Genomic DNA, 19,652 nt, shown 5'->3' with positions numbered 1-19,652 from the left:
GTGCGCAGCGGCGCGGGGACTGATCAGTCGCGTGCGCGCACGTCCAGGACCGACAGGTCGTTGCGGGCGCGCGGCACGACGACCGTGCCCTTGTCGTCCGGCATCGGCTGGACGGTGAACATCGGCACGCGGTCCTCCATGAGCGTCAGGATGCGGGCCGCGTGCACCGGGCCGCCCGAGACCGACTCCGCGGTGAGCGCGTACGAGCCCTTCAGGCCGGTCGGCACGGGGGCCGCCACCGACAGGGTCGCGCCCGCCTTGACCTTGAACGTCCTGGTGACGGGGGCTCCGCCCTGGCTGCCCGCCGAGGCCGTCACCCTGACCTCGCCGGCGGCGCCGGGCGCGGTGAGCGAGAGCACCGAGCCCTGCGCCCGGTTGTCGGCCACGCTGGAGCGCGCGCCGACGGGGGCGGTCGCGGGGACGTAGGCGACCTCCTGCTTGTCCTTCAGGCCCCGTACGACGCGCAGGGCGGCCACCACCGGGGTGCGCCTGGTGCCCTCCGAGGGGCTGAGCACCAGGGCGCCCGCCTCGCCCCGGGTGACGTTGCCCAGGTCCAGGGACGCCGTCATCCGGGACTTGACGTGCAGGGTCTCCGCCCCGGCCGGGGTGAGGGAGCCGTTGGCGCCCGCCAGTTTCACCTTGAGGTCGGCGTCGGCCTCGCCGGGGGCGAACACCACCAGGCGCACGGAGGTGGCGTCGGCGGGGACGGCCGGGAGCACGACGCCGGGCGCGGGGTCGGCGGAGGCGGTGAGCCAGTCGCCGCCGACCTTGTCCTCCAGCGCCTGCACCGCCGCCCCGACGCGGCCCGCGCGGGTGGTGACGTGCACGGTGGCGTCGTTGACCTTCGTCGCGGACAGGGTGGACAGCAGGACCGGGACGGTGGCGTGCGGCGGGACCGTGATGCCCTCCCCCGCATCGGACTTGATGACGCCCTGCGGGCCGTAGAGCTCGACGTCGGCGACCGCGGCGGAGTTGTCGGGGTTGGTGAGGTGGACGTAGTCCTGGCGGGTCTCGGCGGTGCTCACCCCCGGGAACCAGAATTCGGTGTCCGGCGCGGAGCAGCTCAGGCCGAACAGTCCGCGGCCCGCCCCCTCGCCGCTGACCTTGGTGGTCTGCTGGGCGGCCCAGCCGGGCGCGAGGGCGCCGTCCGCGGTGCCGACGAGGGCCGGGGACTCCCCGCCGTTCGCGGTGGCCGTGACGGGCCTGCCGGGCTCCTTGAGGGTGATGACGGGCTTCTTGGCGGGCTTGCCCGCGACCGTCACCGGCACCAGTTCCGCCGTGCCGGGCTTCGCGTTCGCCGCGCCGCCCTTGGGCGTGAAGGAGGTGTAGGCGGTCTCCGCGAGGTCGGAGGAGCTGGGCGCGGGGCACAGCAGGCCGGAGCGTTCCACGGGCAGCCGGGCGGCCGCCGTGCCGGCGCTCTTCGCGGTGCCGGTTCCGCCCGAGGGGGCGGTGACGGTGGCGAAGCCGGTGACGGCGGCCAGGGCGGCGACGGCGCCGAACAGGGAGAGGGTGCTGCGGTTCATCGGTTGTTGCTCCCGTCGGGGCGCTGCCGGTCGTGGTGCGGGTCGTACGGCCGTCCGTCGTCGGCCCCGGAGCTGATGCCGGTGCCGGTGCCGTGCGGGAAGTCGCCCTGCTCGTCGGCGTAGGGGTCGTACGGCCGGGGGCTGTGGACGGGCGGCTGCCGGAAGGCGGCGGGACCGCCGAAGTAGCCGCTGTCGCCGGCGTCGCGGCCGGCGGGCCCGTCGTCCGGGCCGGCCCGCCGGTCGCCGGGGCCGGCGCCCGCGTAGGGCTCGTACGACTGCTCCTGGCGGGGGGCGTCCTGCGCCTGCGGCTGGTAGCCGTACGGGTCGTGGTCGTATCCGGTGGTGTCGCCGTAGCCCTGCTGCTGCGGCTGCGGGTAGGGCGGCTGGGCGGCGTACTGGCCCTGCTGCCCGTACTCGGCCTCGGCGGCCGCGCCCGCGTACGCCTGGGCGTCCCACTCGCCGTACGCGCCCTGCTGGGGCACTGCCGGGTAGGGGGACTCCTGCTGGTCCGGGTACGGGGCGGCGTACGGGTCGGCCACCGGTACCGGTGCCTGCTCGCTCTCCGCCTCCGCCTCGGCGGCGGCGCGCAGGCGGCGTGCCCTGCGGCCCTCGCCCTCGACGGGGGCGGCCGGGACGTCGGGGGCGGCCGTCCGGTCGGCGTCGGGGAGGTCGTCGTCGATCTCGCGGCGGCGGCCCGGCAGGGCGAGCACCACGAGGACGACGGCGAGCGCGCCCTGGGTCCACAGCCAGGCGGTGTGGGCGAGCGGGGCCTCGTACGTCAGGTCCAGCCTGCCGCCCCCGGTGGGCAGTTCGAAGCCCTGCGCCCAGCCGTCGAGGGTCTTCCCGGTGAGTTCCCTGCCGTCCAGGGTGGCCTTCCAGCCGGGTGCGGCGGTGTCCGCGAGGCGCAGCACGCGGCCCGCTTCGCCGCCCTTGACGGTGGTGTGCGCCTCGATGCGCTGGGAGGCGACGGGGACGGGCTCGGCCCCCTCCTTCGGCGGGACGATCGTGAGGCGGGCCACCTGGCGTTCGACGCGCCACAGGGCGCTGCCGTCGAGCTGGCTGAGGCGGATGAGGCCGGGCGTGGAGTCCAGGACGCGGCTCATCTGCCGGGAGGCGGCGCCGTCGCGCACGAGGACGTAGCGCACGGCGTAGCCGCCGAGCTGTCCCGCCTGGTCGGCGCCGGAGCCCGCGACCAGGTTCGAGACGATCTTGTCGAGGCCGGGGGCGGCGCCGCCCGCCTCGGTGAGTTCGGCGTCGCCGAGGCGGCCGCCGGAGCCGCGCACCAGGGAGTACGCCACCTGGTCGGCGGAGTCGCCGCCGAGCACCAGGGTGCGCGGCTGGTCGCGGGTGGTGGACTCCTCGGCGACGAACGCGGGCACCTGCACCGGGTCGCGGCGGCCGAGGGGGTCCTGGGCGCCGACGAACATCCAGCCGACGGCGGCCAGGACCGGGCCCAGGGCGGCCGCGGCGGCGATCAGGACGGCGACGGGCTGGCGCCAGCCGAAGTTCTGCGAGGCGACGCGCTCCCGGGCGCCGTCGGCGCCGAGCACCGAGGCGGCGATCAGCGCGAGGCCGTACACGAGGGTGGCCGGTCCCGCCCAGCCGTCGCGGTTGGTCAGGACGGCGAGGACGAGGCCGAGGACGGCGACCGCCCAGGCGCTGCGGACGGCGGCCTGGCGCTCGCCGCGCAGCAGGGCGGCCAGCGCGGCCAGCACGATGCCCACCAGGAGCAGTCCGCCGGCGGTCTTGGGGCCGCCGGGGCTGATGCCCAGCAGGTCCAGCGGGGTGGCGGAGCCCGCCCCGAAGGGCCGTCCGGCCTCGCGCAGCAGGGCGGCGGGGTCGGTGAGCAGCGACAGCGACCAGGGCGCGAGCATCAGCACCGGGGTGCCGACCGCCGCCACGAAGCGCAGGGCGTAGGCGGTGACGTCGTCGCGCCGCAGCACCAGGACCCCGATGCCCAGGAGCACCGCGAGGGGCCACACGACCGGGGTGAAGGCGGTGGCGACGGTCAGCAGGAGCGCGTACGACCACACCGAACGCCAGCTGGAACGCGCACCGGTGCGGGCGCCGCTCGCCGAGACGGCGCACCGGGCGATCAGCGGCAGCAGCACGGCGAGGACGGCGGTGCCGACCCGGCCGCCGGCGAGCGCGCCGGTGACGGCGGGCAGGAAGGCGTACGCGACGGACGCCCAGGCGCGCAGCAGCCGGGACTCCACCAGGGACCGGGAGGCGAAGTACGCGGTGAGTCCGGCCAGCGGCACGGAGCACACCAGGATCAGGGTCAGGGCGGCGTTCGTGGAGCCCAGGAGCAGGGTCGCGAGGGCGGCCAGGAGCGCCAGGTAGGGCGGGGCGGACTGGGTGCCGCCGACGCCGGTGGGGTGCCAGGAGTGGGCGTAGCGGGACCAGAGTTCGGAGGCGCCGTCGGGGGACGGCAGCAGGGCGCCGCCCGCGAGGGAGCCGCCGCCGAACAGGCCGCGGCAGGCGACCAGGGCGACCAGCAGCAGCAGCGCGAAGAGCACCGGGCCCGGCTTGCGGGCGACCTTCTTGACCCGGGCGAACTGCTCGACCTCCAGGAAGTCGGCGTCATCGCCGCCGGGCCCGGACTCGACGGCGCCGTGCCGGGAGCCCCCGGACTCGGCCTCGCCCGCGCCGCCGAAGGAGCCGGCGACCTGTTCGACGGTGGCGCGCAGGGTGGCGCCGGGCGGCGGGAACAGGGGGCGCAGTTCGGCCGCTTCGACGTTCCCTCTGCCGCGGGCCTTGCGGGCGGCGAGGACGCGTCCGGGGCGCAGCAGCACGCCCATCAGGCCGGTGACTTCGTCGACGGCCTGTCCGGGCACCTTGCCGACGAGGTAGGCGAGGGTGCGCAGGAGGGTGCCGACGACGAGCCGCAGCAGGACGTAGGGGAGCACGGCGCCGCGGGCGTTGGCGAGCATCGTGTAGACGGCGCCGGCCTTGTCGACGCGGTGCGGGTTGGCGACGGAGCGGCCCGCGCAGTCGACGGTGCGGCGTTCGCGGGCGGCGGCCTCGGCGTGCCGGACGACGGCGTCGGGGGCGACCAGGACGCTGTGTCCCGCGGCGTGCGCGCGCCAGCACAGGTCGACGTCGTCGCGCATCAGGGGCAGGTAGCGGTCGAAGCCGCCGAGCTGGTCCCACACGTCGCGGCGGATCAGCATGCCGGCGCTGGAGACGGAGAGGACGGAGCGCACCTGGTCGTGCTGGCCCTGGTCCTGTTCGCGGCGGTCCAGGCCGGTCCAGCGGCGGCCGGAGTTGGCGATGGAGACGCCGACCTCCAGGAGCTGCTTCTTGTCGTACCAGCCGCGGAGCTTGGGGCCGACGACGGCGGCGGTGCGGTCGGAGTCGGCGACGCGCAGGAGTTCGGCGAGGGCGTCGGGGGCGGGGGCGCAGTCGTCGTGGAGCAGCCACAGCCACTGCACGGGTTCGCCGTGCGGGAGGTCGGGCAGGTCGTGGGCGTCGTCGCGCCACTGCCTGCTGACGGGGTCCCAGCCGCTGGGCTTCTTCAGGTACGGCAGTTCCTCGGGGGTGAGGACGGGCGCGGTGCGCACGGCCTCTTCGACGGCCGTGCCGAACCCGGTGCGGCGGGCGAGGTGCAGGACGCGCTCGTCGCCGAGGGCCTCGGCGACGAGGCGGGCGGAGTCGTCGGAGCTGCCGGTGTCGGCGGCGACGGCGTTCTGCACCGGGCGTTCCTGGCCGAGGAGCCCCCGCAACGCGTCGGGGAGCCAGCGCGCACCGTCGTGGGAGACGAGTACGGCGGTGACGACGTGGCGGGGGAACTCGGGCGGGGTGGCGGCGGCCGCGTACGGGGCCGTTGGCTGACTGACGGACATCGACGTACGGGCCCTCCGGCCGGGGTCCGGGGGTCGCCCCCCGGAAGGCTGGTTAACGCTGACTGCGGCGCACGCGGGTGCCCGTGGGGCGCCGGGTGCGATCGCCGGACAGCGGCCCACACTAACGGCTGCGCATGCAGACGGTCCGCCGCCTGCGGGGAAGGGGCAGGCGGCGGACCGTTCGTTGTGTACTGCCTTGTGCTGTTTTGCTGGGGCGGTGCGGGCCGGGGCACCGCGCGGTGCGGCCGGGGCACCGTGGGCGGCGCGGCTGTTCGTCCGGGGGCCGCTCCGCGTATGCCGCTCAGACCGCGGCCTTCTTCAGTCTCCGGCGTTCACGCTCGGACAATCCGCCCCAGATTCCGAAGCGTTCGTCATTCGACAGGGCATATTCAAGGCATTCCGAGCGGACTTCGCAGGCGAGGCAGACCTTCTTTGCCTCACGGGTGGAACCACCCTTCTCGGGAAAGAAGGACTCGGGATCTGTCTGGGCGCACAATGCGCGCTCCTGCCAGCCGAGTTCCTCGTCCGCGTCCTCGACCAGCAGTTGCTGGAACAGCTCGGTCATGTGCGCCCCTCGTCTGTCTTTTGCTTCCCCGTGATGTTGCCGTCACCGAATCCGGCCGAACGACACGGGTGAAATTACAAGTGTGCAGCTCCGTGCCAGTCAAGCCGAGATCTGCTATTGGGCCCGTTATTCACTCTGCGGAACCAAGGCTATGCGGAAAGTGTTCAAATCGCCAAAAACCATGACACAAGACCTCGCCTCCTCAACGGGTACCCCCGACGGAGAGGAAGACGCGGTGGAGGTGGATCTTGTTGCGGTCCGCTCCGCGAAGCGACTCGGATCACAGTCGGATCACGGGACGGCAACGGTGCGCAGACGGTCGCGGCGCGCGGGCCGGTGACGCGGTGCGCGGGTCCCGGGACGGAACCACGGTCGGTTGCAGCGCGGTCTCTCCACGTCAGCGGCTGCACAAACCTTTCTCCGCCCGGGCTCACCGCATGAGGTGAAAGATTGCCGCCAAACCGGTCATCGAGTTGACAGCCACCGAGGCGGCCCGTCACCTTTGTTCCCATGCCAGCGACCGCAGTGCGCCCCGTACCCCACACCCGTGTGGTCCGCAGTGCTGCCCCGGCCCGCTGTCACTGTTGCTGTCACAGCTGTTGAAGCCACCCGCGCTCCAGCTCCGAGGCCCCGCCGCCGCGCTCTCGCACGCGCCGGCCGCCCGGTACGCCGCACACCCCACCCCGTGTGCACCGCGCCCGCCGCACCCCACGCCCCCGTGCGGCACCCGTTCTGCGACACCCCAGCACTGACTGCCGAGGAACCCCCGCACCATGAACAGCGACAGCGACCTCCAGATCGCCGGCGACCTCCTCGAGGTCCAGCACCTCCTGGCCCCCGCCCGCGAGCACCCCACCACCGTGGCCGGGTTCGCGGGCCTGGCCCGCTCCATCGCCGCCGACCGCTCCCAGTGGGCGCACCTCGTGCGGTACGACGCCACCACCCGCTGGTACCACCGGCTGCGCACCGGCCCCGGCTACGAGGTGTGGCTGCTGAGCTGGGTGCCCGGGCAGGGCAGCGGGGCGCACGACCACGGGGCGTCCTCGGGCGTGCTGACCGTCCTCGCGGGCGAGCTGACGGAGCGCAACGACAGGGGCGCGCGGACGCTCGGCGCCGGGGCGCAGTACGTGTCCGTGCCCGGCCACGTCCACGAGGTCGTCAACGACTCCCTGGAACCGGCCGTCAGCCTGCACGTCTATTTCCCCGGGCTCACCGAGATGCCGATGTACCCGGCGCCCTTCACGACCGCCCGACGGGATGTCAGCACCGCCTGACACACTGCTGCGTATGCGCATTGTGGTTCTTGCAGGCGGTATCGGCGGTGCCCGTTTCCTTCGCGGCCTCAAGGAGGCGGCCCCGGAGGCGGACATCACCGTCATCGGCAATACCGGTGACGACATTCATCTGTTCGGGCTGAAGGTCTGCCCCGACCTCGACACGGTGATGTACACCCTCGGCGGCGGCATCAACGAGGAACAGGGCTGGGGGCGCGCCGAGGAGACCTTCCACGTGAAGGCCGAGCTCGCCGCGTACGGCGTCGGGCCGGAATGGTTCGGCCTCGGCGACCGCGACTTCGCGACGCACATCGTGCGCACGCAGATGCTCGGCGCCGGATATCCGCTCAGCGCGGTCACCGAGGCCCTGTGCGAGCGCTGGCAGCCCGGCGTGCGGCTGATCCCGATGTCCGACGACCGCGTCGAGACGCACGTGGCGATCGAGGAGGACGGCGAGCGCCGGGCCGTGCACTTCCAGGAGTACTGGGTGAAGCTGCGCGCCTCCGTCGACGCGCAGGCCGTCGTGCCGGTCGGCGCGGAGCAGGCCAAGCCCGCGCCCGGCGTCCTGGAGGCCATCGCCTCCGCCGACGTCATCCTCTTCCCGCCGTCCAACCCCGTCGTCAGCGTCGGCACGATCCTCGCCGTCCCCGGCATCCGCGAGGCCATCGCCAACGCGGGCGTCCCGGTGGTGGGCCTGTCCCCCATCGTCGGCGACGCGCCCGTGCGCGGCATGGCCGACAAGGTGCTCGCCGCGGTCGGCGTGGAGTCGACGGCCGCCGCCGTCGCCCGGCACTACGGCTCCGGGCTCCTCGACGGCTGGCTGGTCGACACGGTCGACGCGGACACGGTGCGGACCGTCGAGGAGGCGGGCATCCGCTGCCGCGCGGTGCCGCTGATGATGACCGACCTCGCCGCGACCGCCGCGATGGCGCGCGCCGCGCTGGAGCTGGCCGCGGAGGTGGGGGCGTGAGCGACTCCGTTACGGGTCCGGGCGCGCCGGAGTACCGCGTGTGGGCGGTGCCCGGCCTGCCGGAGGTCCGCCGGGGCGACGACCTCGCGAAGCTGATCGCGGACGCGGAGCCGGGGCTGGCCGACGGCGACGTCCTGCTCGTCACGTCGAAGGTCGTCAGCAAGGCGGAGGGACGGGTGCTGGCCGCCGGCTCGCGCGAGGAGGCCATCGACGCGGAGACGGTACGGGTCGTGGCCCGCCGGGGCGCCCTGCGCATCGTGGAGAACCGGCAGGGCCTGGTGATGGCCGCCGCCGGGGTGGACGCCTCCAACACCCCCGCCGGGACGGTGCTCCTGCTGCCCGAGGACCCCGACGCCTCGGCGCGGGCGATCCGCGACGGCGTGCGGGACGCGCTGGGCGTCGAGGTCGGCGTCGTCGTCACCGACACCTTCGGGCGACCCTGGCGCAGCGGGTTGACGGATGTGGCGATCGGGGCGGCCGGTGTGCGGGTGCTCGACGACCTGCGGGGCGGGACCGACGCGTACGGCAATCCGCTGAGCGCGACGATCGTGGCGACCGCCGACGAACTGGCGGCCGCGGGCGACCTGGTGAAGGGCAAGGCGGACGGGCTGCCGGTGGCGGTCGTGCGGGGGCTCTCCCACGTGGTCTCCGCAGCGGCCGGCGACGAGGGCGCGCGGGCGCTGGTACGGGGCGCGGCCGACGACATGTTCCGGCTCGGGACCTCGGAGGCGGTCCGGGAGGCGGTGACGCAGCGGCGCACCGTACGGGAGTTCACCGACGATCCGGTGGACCCCGGGGCGGTGCGGCGGGCGGTCGCGGCGGCGGTGACGGCCCCGGCGCCGCACCACACGACGCCGTGGCGGTTCGTGCTGCTGGAGTCGGAGTCCTCCCGGACCGGGCTGCTGGACGCGATGAAGGACGCGTGGATCGCGGACCTGCGGGCGGACGGGAAGTCCGAGGAGTCGATCGCGAAGCGGGTGCGCCGGGGGGAGGTCCTGCGGAGGGCGCCCTACCTGGTGGTGCCGTGCCTGGTGACGGACGGCTGCCACACCTACGGGGACGCCCGGCGGGACGCCGCGGAGCGGGAGATGTTCGTGGTGGCCATGGGGGCCGGGGTGCAGAACTTCCTGGTGGCGCTGGCCGGGGAGCGGCTGGGCTCGGCGTGGGTGTCGTCGACGATGTTCTGCCGGGACGTGGTGCGGGAGGTGCTGGGGCTGCCTGCGGGGTGGGACCCGATGGGGGCGGTCGCGGTGGGACGGCCGGCGGGGACGCCGGGGGCGCGGGGGGAGCGGGAGGCGGAGGACTTCATCACGGTGCGCTGAGGCTTGCCGGGGCGGACGTCCGGCGCAGGCCGCTTGCGCAGGGGGCGGCACCCGGGCGGGCCGGGAGCGGAAGGGGGCTGGGCGGGGGACGGCTGCCCGGAGGGCATGCCGTCAGGGGCGCGGGGAACTGCGCGACCAGCCACGACGCACCCGCACGGGACCGAGACCACGGACAGCCCCGCACGGGACAGGGACCACGAACAGCCCCGCACGGGACAGAGACAAAGGGCACACCCGCAGGAATCCCGTGCACACCTCGCGGCGGCAGCCGCACCCGGGCACGGTCGGCCGGAGGCCCGCCACGCACCCCGTAGGGTCGAGGAGTGGCAGGAAGATTTCAGCGGCGGCTCGTCCTCGGTCCGCTGCGGCGCGGCGGGGCGGACCCCACGTACCGGGTGGCGCAGGACGGGTCCGTGTGGCGGGCCAGCCGTACCCCGGAGGGGCCCGGGACGCTGCGGGTGACCGAGACCGACGCCCGGGCGTGGGGCCCCGGCGGCGACTGGCTGCTGCGGCAGTTGCCCCTGCTGCTCGGCGAGGGCGACCAGCCGGAGGCGTTCGTGCCCCGCCACCGGGTCGTGGCCCAGTCCCGCCACCGCCACCCCGGGCTGCGGCTGTGCCGGACCGGGCTGGTGCTGGAGTCGCTGATCCCGTCCGTGCTGGAGCAGAAGGTGACGACCACCGAGGCGCACCGCTCGTGGCGGCACCTGGTGCGCACCTTCGGCGAGCCCGCGCCGGGGTCGGACTTCCCCGGTGCGCCGCCCGGCCTGTACGTGATGCCCGACCCCGGCGGCTGGGCCCGCATCCCCTCCTGGGAGTGGCACCTGGCCAACGTCGACGCCAAGCGGGCCGACACCGTCGTGCGGGCGGCGCGCGTCGCGGCGCGGCTCGAAGAGGCCGCGCACATGCCGTACGAGCAGGCGAAGAAGAGGCTGGAGGCGGTGCCGGGCGTCGGCCCGTGGACCTCGGCCGAGACCCTCCAGCGGAGCAACGGCGCCCCCGACGCCCTGACGGTCGGCGACCTGCACCTGCCGGGGATCGTCGGCTACGCCCTCACCGGCGAGCGGGGCGCGACCGACGCCGACATGCTGGAGCTGCTGGCCCCCTACGCGGGCCAGCGGCACAGGGCCGCCCGGTACATCCTGCTCACCGGGCTGACCCCGCCCCGGCGCGGCCCGCGCCGCGCCCCGGGGCGCTTCTCCCACCTGTGATCACTGGTCGGACGAGAAGCGGACCGAGGCGGCCGGCAGGACCGCGTCGCACCACACGCGCACGCCGTCGCGCAGCTCGTTGTCCGCGCCGACCCGCGCGCCGTCGCCGATGACCGCGCCCACCAGGTGCGTACGGGAGCCGATCCGCGCGCCCGCGCCGACCAGGGAGTCCCGGATCACCGCGCCCGGCTCGATCACCGCGCCCGCGAGGACCGTCGAGCCCTCGATGCGCGCCCCCTCGCCGACGACCGCGTCCGCGCCGATCACCGTGCCGCCGGTCAGCTTGGCGTCACCGGCGACGGCCGCGCCCGGCATGACCAGGCAGTCGCCGCAGCGGCCCGGGACGGCCGGGGACGGCGCACGCCCCTGGACCAGGTCGGCGGAACCGCGGACGAAGGCCTGCGGGGTGCCCAGGTCCAGCCAGTACGTGGAGTCGACCATGCCCTGGAGGTGGGCGCCGTTCGCCAGCAGGTCCGGAAAGGTCTCGCGCTCGACGGAGACCGGCCGGCCGGTGGGGATGGTGTCGATGACCGAGCGGCGGAAGACGTAGGCGCCCGCGTTGATCTGGTCGGTGACGATCTCCTCGGGCGTCTGCGGCTTCTCCAGGAAGGCGGTGACCCGGCCGGTCGCGTCGGTGGGGACCAGGCCGAAGGCTCTGGGGTCCTCGACGCGGGTGAGGTGCAGGGAGACGTCCGCGCCCGACGCGGAGTGGGTGTCGACCAGGGCCTCGATGTCGAGGCCGGTGAGGATGTCGCCGTTGAAGATGAGGACCGGCTCGTCGGGGCCCGAGCGCAGGCGGTGGGCGACGTTGCGGATGGCGCCGCCGGTGCCCAGCGGCTCGTCCTCGGTGACGTACTCCAGGTGCAGGCCGAGGGAGGAGCCGTCGCCGAAGTGGGGTTCGAAGACCTCGGCGAGGTAGGAGGTGGCGAGCACGATGTGTTCGACTCCGGCGGCCCTGGCGCGGGCGAGCTGGTGGGTCAGGAAGGGCACGCCGGCTGCCGGGACCATGGGTTTGGGAGTGTTCACCGTGAGGGGGCGCAGCCGGGTTCCCTTGCCTCCGACCAGGAGGATCGCTTCAGTCACCTTGTCGTCTCTGCTTCCTGCTGGGGCCGGGCCGGATGTGGCTGGCCAGTGTATGCAGACTGTTCGATACGTCCCGGTCAGCGGCCCGCCCGAAGGGAGCGCCGGCGCCGCGGTGAACTTCCCGGCCTGCACTTCCGGCCCCGGACTGCGGGGCCCCGGGATCAGCGTCCCTGCAGGCGGGCCGCGGCCGAGCGGGTGGCGCCGAGCTTCTGGTAGAGGCGGCGGCCGGGGCATTCGGTGGCGAAGCCGTCCCGGTGGCCGGAGATGACGTTCAGCCGGACCTTCCTCCCCTTCTTGTAGAGGTTGCCTCCCCCCGAGGTGAGCTGGGTGACGCCCCGGGGGTTGGCGCCGTGCAGTCCGAGTTTCCAGGCGGTGAGCTTCGCGACGGCGTTGACCGCGGCGGCGGGCGGAGCGGTGCTGGTGTACGTCCCGAGGACGGCGATGCCCATGCTGTTGGTGTTGAAACCGAGAGTGTGCGCCCCGAGGACCGGCTTGGCCACACCTCCGGCGCGCCCTTCGTAGACGGTGCCGCACTTGTCGACGGCGAAGTTGTAGCCGAAGTCGCGCCAGCCGCTGCTCTTGACGTGGTAGCGGTAGATACCGCGCAGGACGGAGCCGGACTGCGAACACCGGTATGCGTTTCCGGACGCGCTGTGGTGGATGAAGGCGGCCTTGATGGTCCGGGTGTAGACGCTGCCCTTCTCCCTCAGCCGTTCGTCCGCGCCCCAGCCCTTGCGCAGGACGATGCGCGGCCGGGGCCCGATGCGCGGACCCCGTACCCCGGCCTGCGCTTCCGTTTCGGCCGCCCGCAGCCCGGCGGCGGCGGCCTCGGCCTCCGTCTCGGCCCGGGTCAGCTCCGGCAGTTCCCGGGACGCGGCGGGCGCGCGGGAGGTGTTGCGGGGCGGTTCGGCGCCGGGGTCGACGAGGTCGAGCCGCAGGCCCTCGGGCAGGGGGCCGCCCGTGGGGCGGACCCGGGCCTGGACGGCGTCGGAGGCGCCGACCCACAGGGGCGCCGTCGAGCCGTGCGCACGGGTCTCCGCCACGCCCGGGTCGGCCGCGTCGGCAGAGTGCGCGTCGAGCTCCTGCCAGCGCGACCACTCACCGGTCGCCACCGCTCTCGTACGCACCTGGACCTGCCCCTCCAGTACGGCACGGGGGTCGTCCCAGACCACGCCGACCAGCGAAAACGGGGCCACGTCACCGGAGTTGAGCCCGCGGGCGGCCCCCTGCGGCACGGCCCGGTCGAGGCTCCCGGCGAGCGGGGCCAGCGGCAGGGAGCGGGTCGAGCCGGGAAGCCCGGGGAGGTCCGCCGTCTGCGCGCCCGCCAACTGCCGCCGGTCCGCGGAGCCGTCCTCGGGCAGGACGAGCGGGAGCACGAGAAGGGCCGCGCAGGTGACGCCGATCGAGGAAGCAAGGAGTGCACGCATGCAGCCGATAGTGGTCATACCGGCATAAATCTGTCCATCGGTGAAAGGGCGGTCCATCCGCCGGACGGGTGGCCCCGGCCGCCCCGCCCACGCCGCCGGGGCCGCGCCGGGCGACGTACGCTCGCCAGATGAACTCCACCGACCGCACCCCTGCCGACCTGCTGCGTTCCGCGCTCGCGACGGACCCGGGCCGCCCCCTTGTCACCTTCTACGACGACGCGACGGGCGAGCGCGTCGAACTGTCCGTGGCGACCTTCGCCAATTGGGTGGCCAAGACCGCCAATCTGCTCCAGGGCGACCTGTCCGCCGGGCCCGGCGACCGGCTCGCGCTGCACCTGCCCGCGCACTGGCAGAGCGCGGTGTGGCTGCTGGCCTGCGCGTCGGTGGGCGTCGAGGCGGACGTCGCGGGCGATCCGGCCGCGGCGGACGTCGTGGTCAGCGGCCCGGACACGCTGGAGGCGGCGCGCGCGTGCCGGGGCGAGCGGGTGGCGCTGGCGCTGCGGCCGCTGGGCGGACGCTTCCCGACGGCCCCGGAGGGCTTCATGGACTACGCCGTCGAAGTCCCCTCCCAGGGCGACCGGTTCGCGCCCTTCGCCCCCGTGGACGCCGACGAGGCCGCCCTGTCCGTCGGGGGCACGTCGCTGAGCGCGGCGCAGGTCGTGGAGCGGGCGCACGCGGACGCGGAGGCGCTCGGGCTGGGGCCGGGGTCGCGCGTGCTGTCGGGGCTTCCGTACGACACGTGGGAGGGGCTGTCCTGCGGTCTGTACGCGCCGCTGGCGTCCGGCGCCTCGGTCGTCCTGGTCCGCAACATCGGCGAGCTGTCGGCGGCGGGGCTGGCCAAGCGCGTGGAGAGCGAGCGCGTCACGCACACGCGCGGGGCGTAGCGGCCGTACGCCCTCCGGCACGGCTCGGCAGGGCGGCCCAACCGGTGAACCGGGGCCCCGCTTCGCCGGCGCGCGACGGGGCACAGGACATGATCGATGGGACGCACAACCAAGCGCCGGGTTCAGCCGTCTACTCCTGCGATCGGCGGCCCAGCGCGCCGCCGACCCGTACGAGGATGGACGACGACGTGACCGAGACCGCTGGCACGCCCCCCGAACCGGACCGGCCGGCCGCGGCCCCGGAACCCGGGCCCGGAGAAGGGGCGCACCCGGCGGACGACACGCCGCGGACATCGGCACCGGCACCGGCACCGGCAGGGGAGACAGCGGAAGCACCGGCGCCGGACGCGGCAGGAGCCCCGGCACTGGACACGGCCTCCTCCGGCGCGTCGGACGCCCCCGCACCCGACGGCGGCGCGGGCGCCGGTGCCGGTGCAACTGCCGCGCCCGCCGCCACCCCTGGCGCCACTGCCACCGCCACCGCCGTCCCGGAGAAGGACGGCCTCCCGCACCACAAGCGGCACTGGGTGCGCCGGCTGGCCGCCGGGGCCGCGGTCGTGGTGCTCGCGGCGGCGGGGGCCGGCTGGTACTTCTACAACAAGCTCGACGGCAACATCACCACCGACACCGACGCCGCCGCCGAACTCCGCGCCTGGGACAAGGAGCGCCCCACCCAGGCCCCGGTGGCGCTCAACGCGCTGAACATCCTGCTGATCGGCTCCGACACCCGCGCGGGCGGCAACAAGAAGTACGGGCGCGACGAGGGCACCCAGCGCTCGGACACCACGATCCTGCTGCACCTGGCGGCCGACCGGAAGAGCGCGACCGGCGTCTCGCTGCCGCGCGACCTGATGGTCGACATCCCCAGTTGCACGAAGGCGGACGGCACCCGCACCCGGAAGATGTTCGCGCAGTTCAACTGGGCGTTCGAGATGGGCGGCACGGCCTGCACGATCCGTACCGTCGAGAAGCTGACCGGCATCCGGGTCGACCACCACATGGTGGTGGACTTCGAGGGCTTCAAGCACATGGTGGACGCGGTCGACGGCGTCGACGTCTGCCTGAAGGAGCCGATCGACGACAAGGACGCGCACCTGAAGCTGGCCGCGGGCCCGCAGACCCTCAACGGCGAGCAGGCGCTGGGTTATGTGCGCGCCCGCAAGTCGATCGGCGGCGGCAGCGACACCGAACGGATGGACCGCCAGCAGCAGTTCCTCGGCTCGCTCGTCAACAAGATGCAGAGCAACGGCGTGCTGCTCAACCCGACGAAGCTCTACCCGGTGCTGGACGCGGCGACGAAGTCGCTGACCACCGACCCCGGCCTGGCCTCGCTGCGCGACCTGTACGACCTGGCGTCGAGCATGCGGAACGTGCCCTCGGAGCGGGTGCAGTTCCTGACCGTGCCCAGACAGCCGTACCGCTACGACCGCAACCGGGACGAACTGGTCCGGTCCCAGGCCGAGAAGCTCTTCCGGCAGCTCCGCGAGGACGCGCCCGTCTCGGTGGCACCTCCCAAGTCGCCCGACAAACAGGGTGAATCGGGCGATGTTTCCGCGATCGATTCCCCGGGCGGGGGAACGGTCGAACCCGGGACCGAGGACGGCCGGAAGCCCGACGCCTCGGGAACGCCCACCCCCGCCCCGACCCCCACGTTCACCGGAACCAGCGCCGCCGCGGACCTGTGCGGGTAAAGCGATGTCCAAGTCCGGGGCGTCACCCGTTGCGCTTTGTGCGTATTGCCCGGTTGTAAGGGGCGTGCAATTTGTCACTGCCGTCGCTGGGCGCTGATCTGTCCCGATAGTGTGACGCGATCCAGTGCAACGAGCCGCTGCTCGGATCACGCACGCACGACTGGACCGAATGATGAGCCGCCTGGGGGGAGGCGCCTCGCGTGGGACCGACGGAGGACTCAGGCAACCGTGGACGCGCACAGCCGTGGGGCGGACGAGATCGACCCCGCCGACCAGTGGGTTCTCAACCCGCACACCGGCAACTACGAACTGCGACTGGACAATTCCGCAGGGTCCGCGCGAGGTGCGGGGCAGCCTCAGGGCAGTCCGCGCGGCCAGGTCCCGCGGAGCCGCCGCGACGGCGCCGCGCCGCGCCGTGACGTACCCGCGCAGCGGAACCGCGAAGGCGCGCCCCGCGGCGGAGCGCCCCGCGGCCGGGCGCCGCACGGCGAGGGCGCCGCCGCGCAGGCGGGCCGCCGCAAGCGCAAGCAGCCCAAGCAGGGCGGCAAGAAGGCGCTGAAGATCACCGGTGGTGTGGTCGGCGTGGTCCTGGTGGCGGGCTCGGCCGGCGCGTACGCGCTCTACCAGCACTTCAACGGCAACCTCAAGTCGGTGGAGATCTCCGGCGGTTCGGGCGGCTTCAAGAAGGACCAGGCCATCAACATCCTGGTCATCGGCACCGACAAGCGCACCGGCGACGGCAACGAGGGCTACGGCGACAAGAACAGCCCCGGCCACGCCGACACCACGATCCTCTTCCACGTCTCCAAGGACCGCACCAACGCGACGGCGGTGTCGATCCCGCGCGATCTGAAGACACGCATCCCGGACTGCCCCACCAAGCAGGAGGACGGTTCGGACAAGATCATTCCGGGCAGCGCCTTCGCCCGCTTCAACACCAGCCTCGGCCAGTCGGGCCGCGACCCGGGCTGCACGATGCGCACGGTCAAGGAGATCACCGGGCTGACCGTCGACCACTTCATGATGGTCGACTTCAACGCGGTGAAGTCGCTGACCACCGCGATCGGCGGCGTCGAGGTCTGCGTCGCCAAGGACGTGAACGACAAGAAGTCGCACCTGAAGTTGAGCAAGGGCAAGCACGTCATCGAGGGCGAGCAGGCGCTGGCCTTCGTGCGCACCCGGGGCGCGTTCGGCCTGGGCTCGGACCTCAGCCGCATCCAGACGCAGCAGCAGTTCCTGGGCGCGATGCTGCGCAAGATGAAGTCCAGCGAGACGCTGACCGACGTCGGCAAGCTCTACAGCCTGGCCGACGCCGCGACCAAGGCGCTGACCGTCGACACGGGCATCGCGGGCCTCGGCAAGCTGAAGTCCCTCGCCGAGGAGGTCTCCGCCGTCGACCCGAAGAACATCACCTTCACGACCCTGCCGGTCGACGACAACCCCGACGAGCCGAAGGGCGCGAAGGCCACCGTCGTCGTCAACAAGGCCAAGGCCGACGCCCTCTTCTCGATGCTGCAGTCGGACGTCTCCCTCACCGAGGTGAAGAAGAAGGAGAAGGCCGAGCAGCAGGACCGGCAACAGGCCCTGCTCAAGGGCGAGAAGGCCGCCGCCGAGGACGTGCGGGTCAACGTCTACAACGGCAGCGGCAAGGGCGGCGCCGCCCAGGAGACCCTGACCTGGCTCCAGGTCGAGAAGGGCGCCAGGCTCGCCACCAACGGTGGCAATTCGCCGGAACCCGACGCCGCGAAAACCACTCTCACCTATGGAGAGAACCAGGCCGACCAGGCTCGCGCACTCGCCGCGATGATGGGCCTGCCCGGCTCGGCCCTCAAGCCGAACGGCAGGCAGGCCGGAGCCCGTGAGGCGATGACGCTCACGCTGGGCAAGGACTTCGGCGGCCCGGGCAAGCCGCTGGGCGCCCCGGCGAAGGCGCCCGAGGGCATCCAGCAGGCCAACGCCGGCACGTCGGTCTGCGCCCGATGACCTCGCGCCACCGGGTGCGGAACGGAAACTGAAGAGAAGTGAGTGGGGGCCCGGTGGGCAACAGCAGCGTGCAGGGGCAGGGGGCCCGGGCCCGCAACCTCGGCTGGGACGACAGTCTCTACGAGGACGCGGACCCGGACGCGGGACCGCGGTCGAACGAGGCGGCCGGCGTCGGCCACGGCGGAGGCCGCCGCGGCGGCTCGCGCCGGCGCGGCCCCGAGGGCGGCAGGGGCAAGCGGATCCTGCGCTGGGGAGCGGTGTCCCTCGCCGTGCTGATCCTCGGTACGGCCGGCGCCGGATACCTCTACTACCAGCACCTCAACAGCAACCTGCGCAGCAGCGCCCGCAGCGGCGGCGAGGGCCCGGACAAGCCGAAGGCGAACGCGGCCGGGCAGACCCCGCTGAACATCCTGCTGATAGGTTCCGACAGCCGCGCCGACCCCGAGAACGTCAAGCTGGGCGGCGGCAAGGACCTCACGAAGAACCCGCCGCTGGCCGACGTGCAGAAACTGCTGCACGTCTCCGCCGACCGCAAGCACGCCTCGGTGGTGAGCATTCCGCGCGACACCCGGGTGGACATCCCCGAGTGCAAGGACGAGAAGACCGGCAAGGTCTCCCCGCCCACGAACACCATCATCAACAGGGCGCTGGCGCTCGGCGGCCCGAGCTGTGTGCTGGACACCTGGCAGAAGCTCACCAACATCTACATCGACCACTGGCTGATGATCGACTTCTCCGGTGTGGTGCAGATGGCGGACGCCGTGGGCGGCGTCGACGTCTGCCTCAACCAGGGCGTCTGGGACAAGGGGACGCGGGGCCAGAAGGGCGGCTCGGGCCTCAAGCTGGCCAAGGGCCCGCACACGATCCAGGGCGAGCAGGCCCTGCAGTGGCTGCGCACCCGGCACGCGTTCTTCAGCGACAAGGGCCGCGCGAAGGCGCAGCACATGTACATGAACTCGATGCTGCGCAAGCTCCAGGACGAGAACGCCTTCACCAACGTCGGCCGGATCACCGGACTCGCCGACACCGCGACGAAGGCCCTCACGGTGTCCACCGAGATCGGCACGCCCAAGAAGCTCTTCGACCTGGCGATGGAGCTCAAGAACGTCCCCTCGGACAGCATCACCATGACCTCGCTGCCGACCGTCGCGGACCCCCGGAACCCGCTCGCCCACTACGTCGTGGACCCCAAGGACTCCCCCAAGGTCCTCAAGCTGCTCCAGGACGACATCCCGTTCGACAAGAACGGCGGCGCGTCCGACGGCAAGGGGCAGAAGAAGCCCGCCGAGAAGCCCGCGAAGAAACCTTCGGCCGCCGTCGGCGAACTCGCGGTGACCGTGCAGAACGGCACCGGCGGCGACCCCCAGGGCCCCGCCACCGGCCGGGCGTCCGCCGTCGCGCAGATCCTCGCCGGCAAGGGCTACACCCGGGCCTCGGCCGCCAAGGGCGGCCCGAACCTCGAACGGACGAGGGTCAGCTTCCCCAGCGCCGAGCTGGAGGGCGACGCCCAGGCCGTCGCCAAGTCGCTGGGCCTGCCGCCGTCCGCGGTCAGCCGCTCCACCGACGTCTCGGGCGTGACGCTGACCGTCGGCTCCGACTGGCGCAAGGGCACCAGCTACCCCAAGGCCGAGGTGCCGAAGGCGGGCGACGTCCCGCAGTCCGCCGAGGCGGTCAAGGGCAGCGACAAGGGCTGCATGGACGTGTACGGCCCGTACCAGTGGAGCGGCAGGGACTGACGCCGCGGCGCGCCTGAGCTCCGGCGCGTTACCGCGAACGGGGGACAGCCGCGCGCGGCGGCCGGGCGGGTCCACCGGTCTGGAGATCGTATCGGCATACGGTACGAGGCGATCTGCGTCCTGTGCCCCCAGCGGAGGTGT

The 19,652-nt window shown here is 73.6% G+C and carries 13 protein-coding genes; 8 read left to right on the top strand and 5 right to left on the bottom strand.

Features of this window, described 5'->3' with window-relative positions:
- Positions 1-23: 23 nt before the first annotated feature.
- From ACZ56L_RS09335 to ACZ56L_RS09325, 3 genes are all read right to left on the bottom strand, one after another.
- Complete coding sequence (locus tag ACZ56L_RS09335; RefSeq protein WP_471062785.1) at positions 24-1,523, bottom strand: DUF5719 family protein; 1,500 nt, start codon at positions 1,521-1,523, stop codon at positions 24-26.
- Positions 1,520-5,368 carry a glycosyltransferase family 2 protein gene (locus tag ACZ56L_RS09330; protein WP_471062783.1) on the bottom strand — a complete coding sequence of 1,283 codons (3,849 nt, stop codon included), beginning with the start codon at positions 5,366-5,368 and terminating at the stop codon, positions 1,520-1,522. Before ACZ56L_RS09330 ends, ACZ56L_RS09335 begins: the two co-directional genes overlap by 4 nt.
- Before the next feature lie 301 nt (positions 5,369-5,669).
- Positions 5,670-5,933: a WhiB family transcriptional regulator gene (locus ACZ56L_RS09325; protein ID WP_030927001.1), complete on the bottom strand. Its 264-nt coding sequence runs from the start codon at positions 5,931-5,933 to the stop codon at positions 5,670-5,672.
- 773 nt (positions 5,934-6,706) lie between these two features.
- Between ACZ56L_RS09325 and ACZ56L_RS09320 the strand changes: the two genes are divergently transcribed.
- The 4 genes from ACZ56L_RS09320 (at position 6,707) to ACZ56L_RS09305 (ending at position 10,707) form a co-directional block, all read left to right on the top strand.
- Positions 6,707-7,207 carry a cysteine dioxygenase gene (locus ACZ56L_RS09320; protein ID WP_345222326.1) on the top strand — a complete coding sequence of 167 codons (501 nt, stop codon included), beginning with the start codon at positions 6,707-6,709 and terminating at the stop codon, positions 7,205-7,207.
- 13 nt (positions 7,208-7,220) lie between these two features.
- Complete coding sequence (gene cofD, locus ACZ56L_RS09315) at positions 7,221-8,177, top strand: 2-phospho-L-lactate transferase (protein WP_468687694.1); 957 nt, start codon at positions 7,221-7,223, stop codon at positions 8,175-8,177.
- Positions 8,174-9,499, top strand: coding sequence for a coenzyme F420-0:L-glutamate ligase (locus ACZ56L_RS09310; RefSeq protein WP_471062779.1), 1,326 nt, complete (start codon positions 8,174-8,176; stop codon positions 9,497-9,499). Before cofD ends, ACZ56L_RS09310 begins: the two co-directional genes overlap by 4 nt.
- A 323-nt stretch (positions 9,500-9,822) precedes the next feature.
- Positions 9,823-10,707, top strand: coding sequence for a DNA-3-methyladenine glycosylase family protein (locus tag ACZ56L_RS09305; RefSeq protein WP_468687690.1), 885 nt, complete (start codon positions 9,823-9,825; stop codon positions 10,705-10,707).
- Here ACZ56L_RS09305 and manB read toward each other — a convergent pair whose 3' ends face one another.
- The gene (gene manB, locus ACZ56L_RS09300) at positions 10,708-11,790 is read right to left on the bottom strand and encodes a mannose-1-phosphate guanylyltransferase (protein WP_471062777.1); all 1,083 of its coding nucleotides are present in this window, start codon (positions 11,788-11,790) and stop codon (positions 10,708-10,710) included. It abuts the gene before it with no gap.
- A 161-nt stretch (positions 11,791-11,951) separates the two neighbouring features.
- Positions 11,952-13,217 (bottom strand): peptidoglycan recognition protein family protein, encoded by a 1,266-nt coding sequence (locus ACZ56L_RS09295; RefSeq protein WP_471062775.1) that lies wholly within the window; start codon positions 13,215-13,217, stop codon positions 11,952-11,954.
- Positions 13,218-13,345: 128 nt separating this feature from the next.
- On the opposite strand from ACZ56L_RS09295, the gene ACZ56L_RS09290 reads away from it, so the two are divergent.
- From ACZ56L_RS09290 to ACZ56L_RS09275, 4 genes are all read left to right on the top strand, one after another.
- Positions 13,346-14,101: a TIGR03089 family protein gene (locus ACZ56L_RS09290; protein ID WP_471062773.1), complete on the top strand. Its 756-nt coding sequence runs from the start codon at positions 13,346-13,348 to the stop codon at positions 14,099-14,101.
- Between the two features lie 176 nt (positions 14,102-14,277).
- A complete protein-coding gene (locus tag ACZ56L_RS09285; protein WP_471062771.1) occupies positions 14,278-15,792 on the top strand; it encodes an LCP family protein in 1,515 nt (504 codons plus the stop codon).
- A gap of 228 nt (positions 15,793-16,020) precedes the next feature.
- Positions 16,021-17,775 (top strand): LCP family protein, encoded by a 1,755-nt coding sequence (locus ACZ56L_RS09280; protein WP_471062769.1) that lies wholly within the window; start codon positions 16,021-16,023, stop codon positions 17,773-17,775.
- Between the two features lie 53 nt (positions 17,776-17,828).
- Positions 17,829-19,511 carry an LCP family protein gene (locus ACZ56L_RS09275; RefSeq protein ID WP_471062767.1) on the top strand — a complete coding sequence of 561 codons (1,683 nt, stop codon included), beginning with the start codon at positions 17,829-17,831 and terminating at the stop codon, positions 19,509-19,511.
- The last annotated feature ends 141 nt before the right edge of the window (positions 19,512-19,652 follow it).

The organism is Streptomyces sp. NPDC039736, assembly GCF_055596485.1.
The sequence above is the reverse complement of the archived record's forward strand: the minus strand, read 5'-3'. Positions and strand labels throughout refer to the sequence as shown.

Excerpts from the sequence above, each read along its gene's own strand:
- ACZ56L_RS09290 (WP_471062773.1), top strand. The coding sequence starts at position 13,346 with ATGAACTCCACCGACCGCACCCCTGCCGACCTGCTGCGTTCCGCGCTC.
- ACZ56L_RS09285 (WP_471062771.1), top strand. The coding sequence starts at position 14,278 with ATGGACGACGACGTGACCGAGACCGCTGGCACGCCCCCCGAACCGGAC.
- ACZ56L_RS09325 (WP_030927001.1), bottom strand. The coding sequence starts at position 5,933 with ATGACCGAGCTGTTCCAGCAACTGCTGGTCGAGGACGCGGACGAGGAA.
- ACZ56L_RS09330 (WP_471062783.1), bottom strand. The coding sequence starts at position 5,368 with ATGTCCGTCAGTCAGCCAACGGCCCCGTACGCGGCCGCCGCCACCCCG.
- ACZ56L_RS09295 (WP_471062775.1), bottom strand. The coding sequence starts at position 13,217 with ATGCGTGCACTCCTTGCTTCCTCGATCGGCGTCACCTGCGCGGCCCTT.
- ACZ56L_RS09335 (WP_471062785.1), bottom strand. The coding sequence starts at position 1,523 with ATGAACCGCAGCACCCTCTCCCTGTTCGGCGCCGTCGCCGCCCTGGCC.
- ACZ56L_RS09320 (WP_345222326.1), top strand. The coding sequence starts at position 6,707 with ATGAACAGCGACAGCGACCTCCAGATCGCCGGCGACCTCCTCGAGGTC.
- cofD (WP_468687694.1), top strand. The coding sequence starts at position 7,221 with ATGCGCATTGTGGTTCTTGCAGGCGGTATCGGCGGTGCCCGTTTCCTT.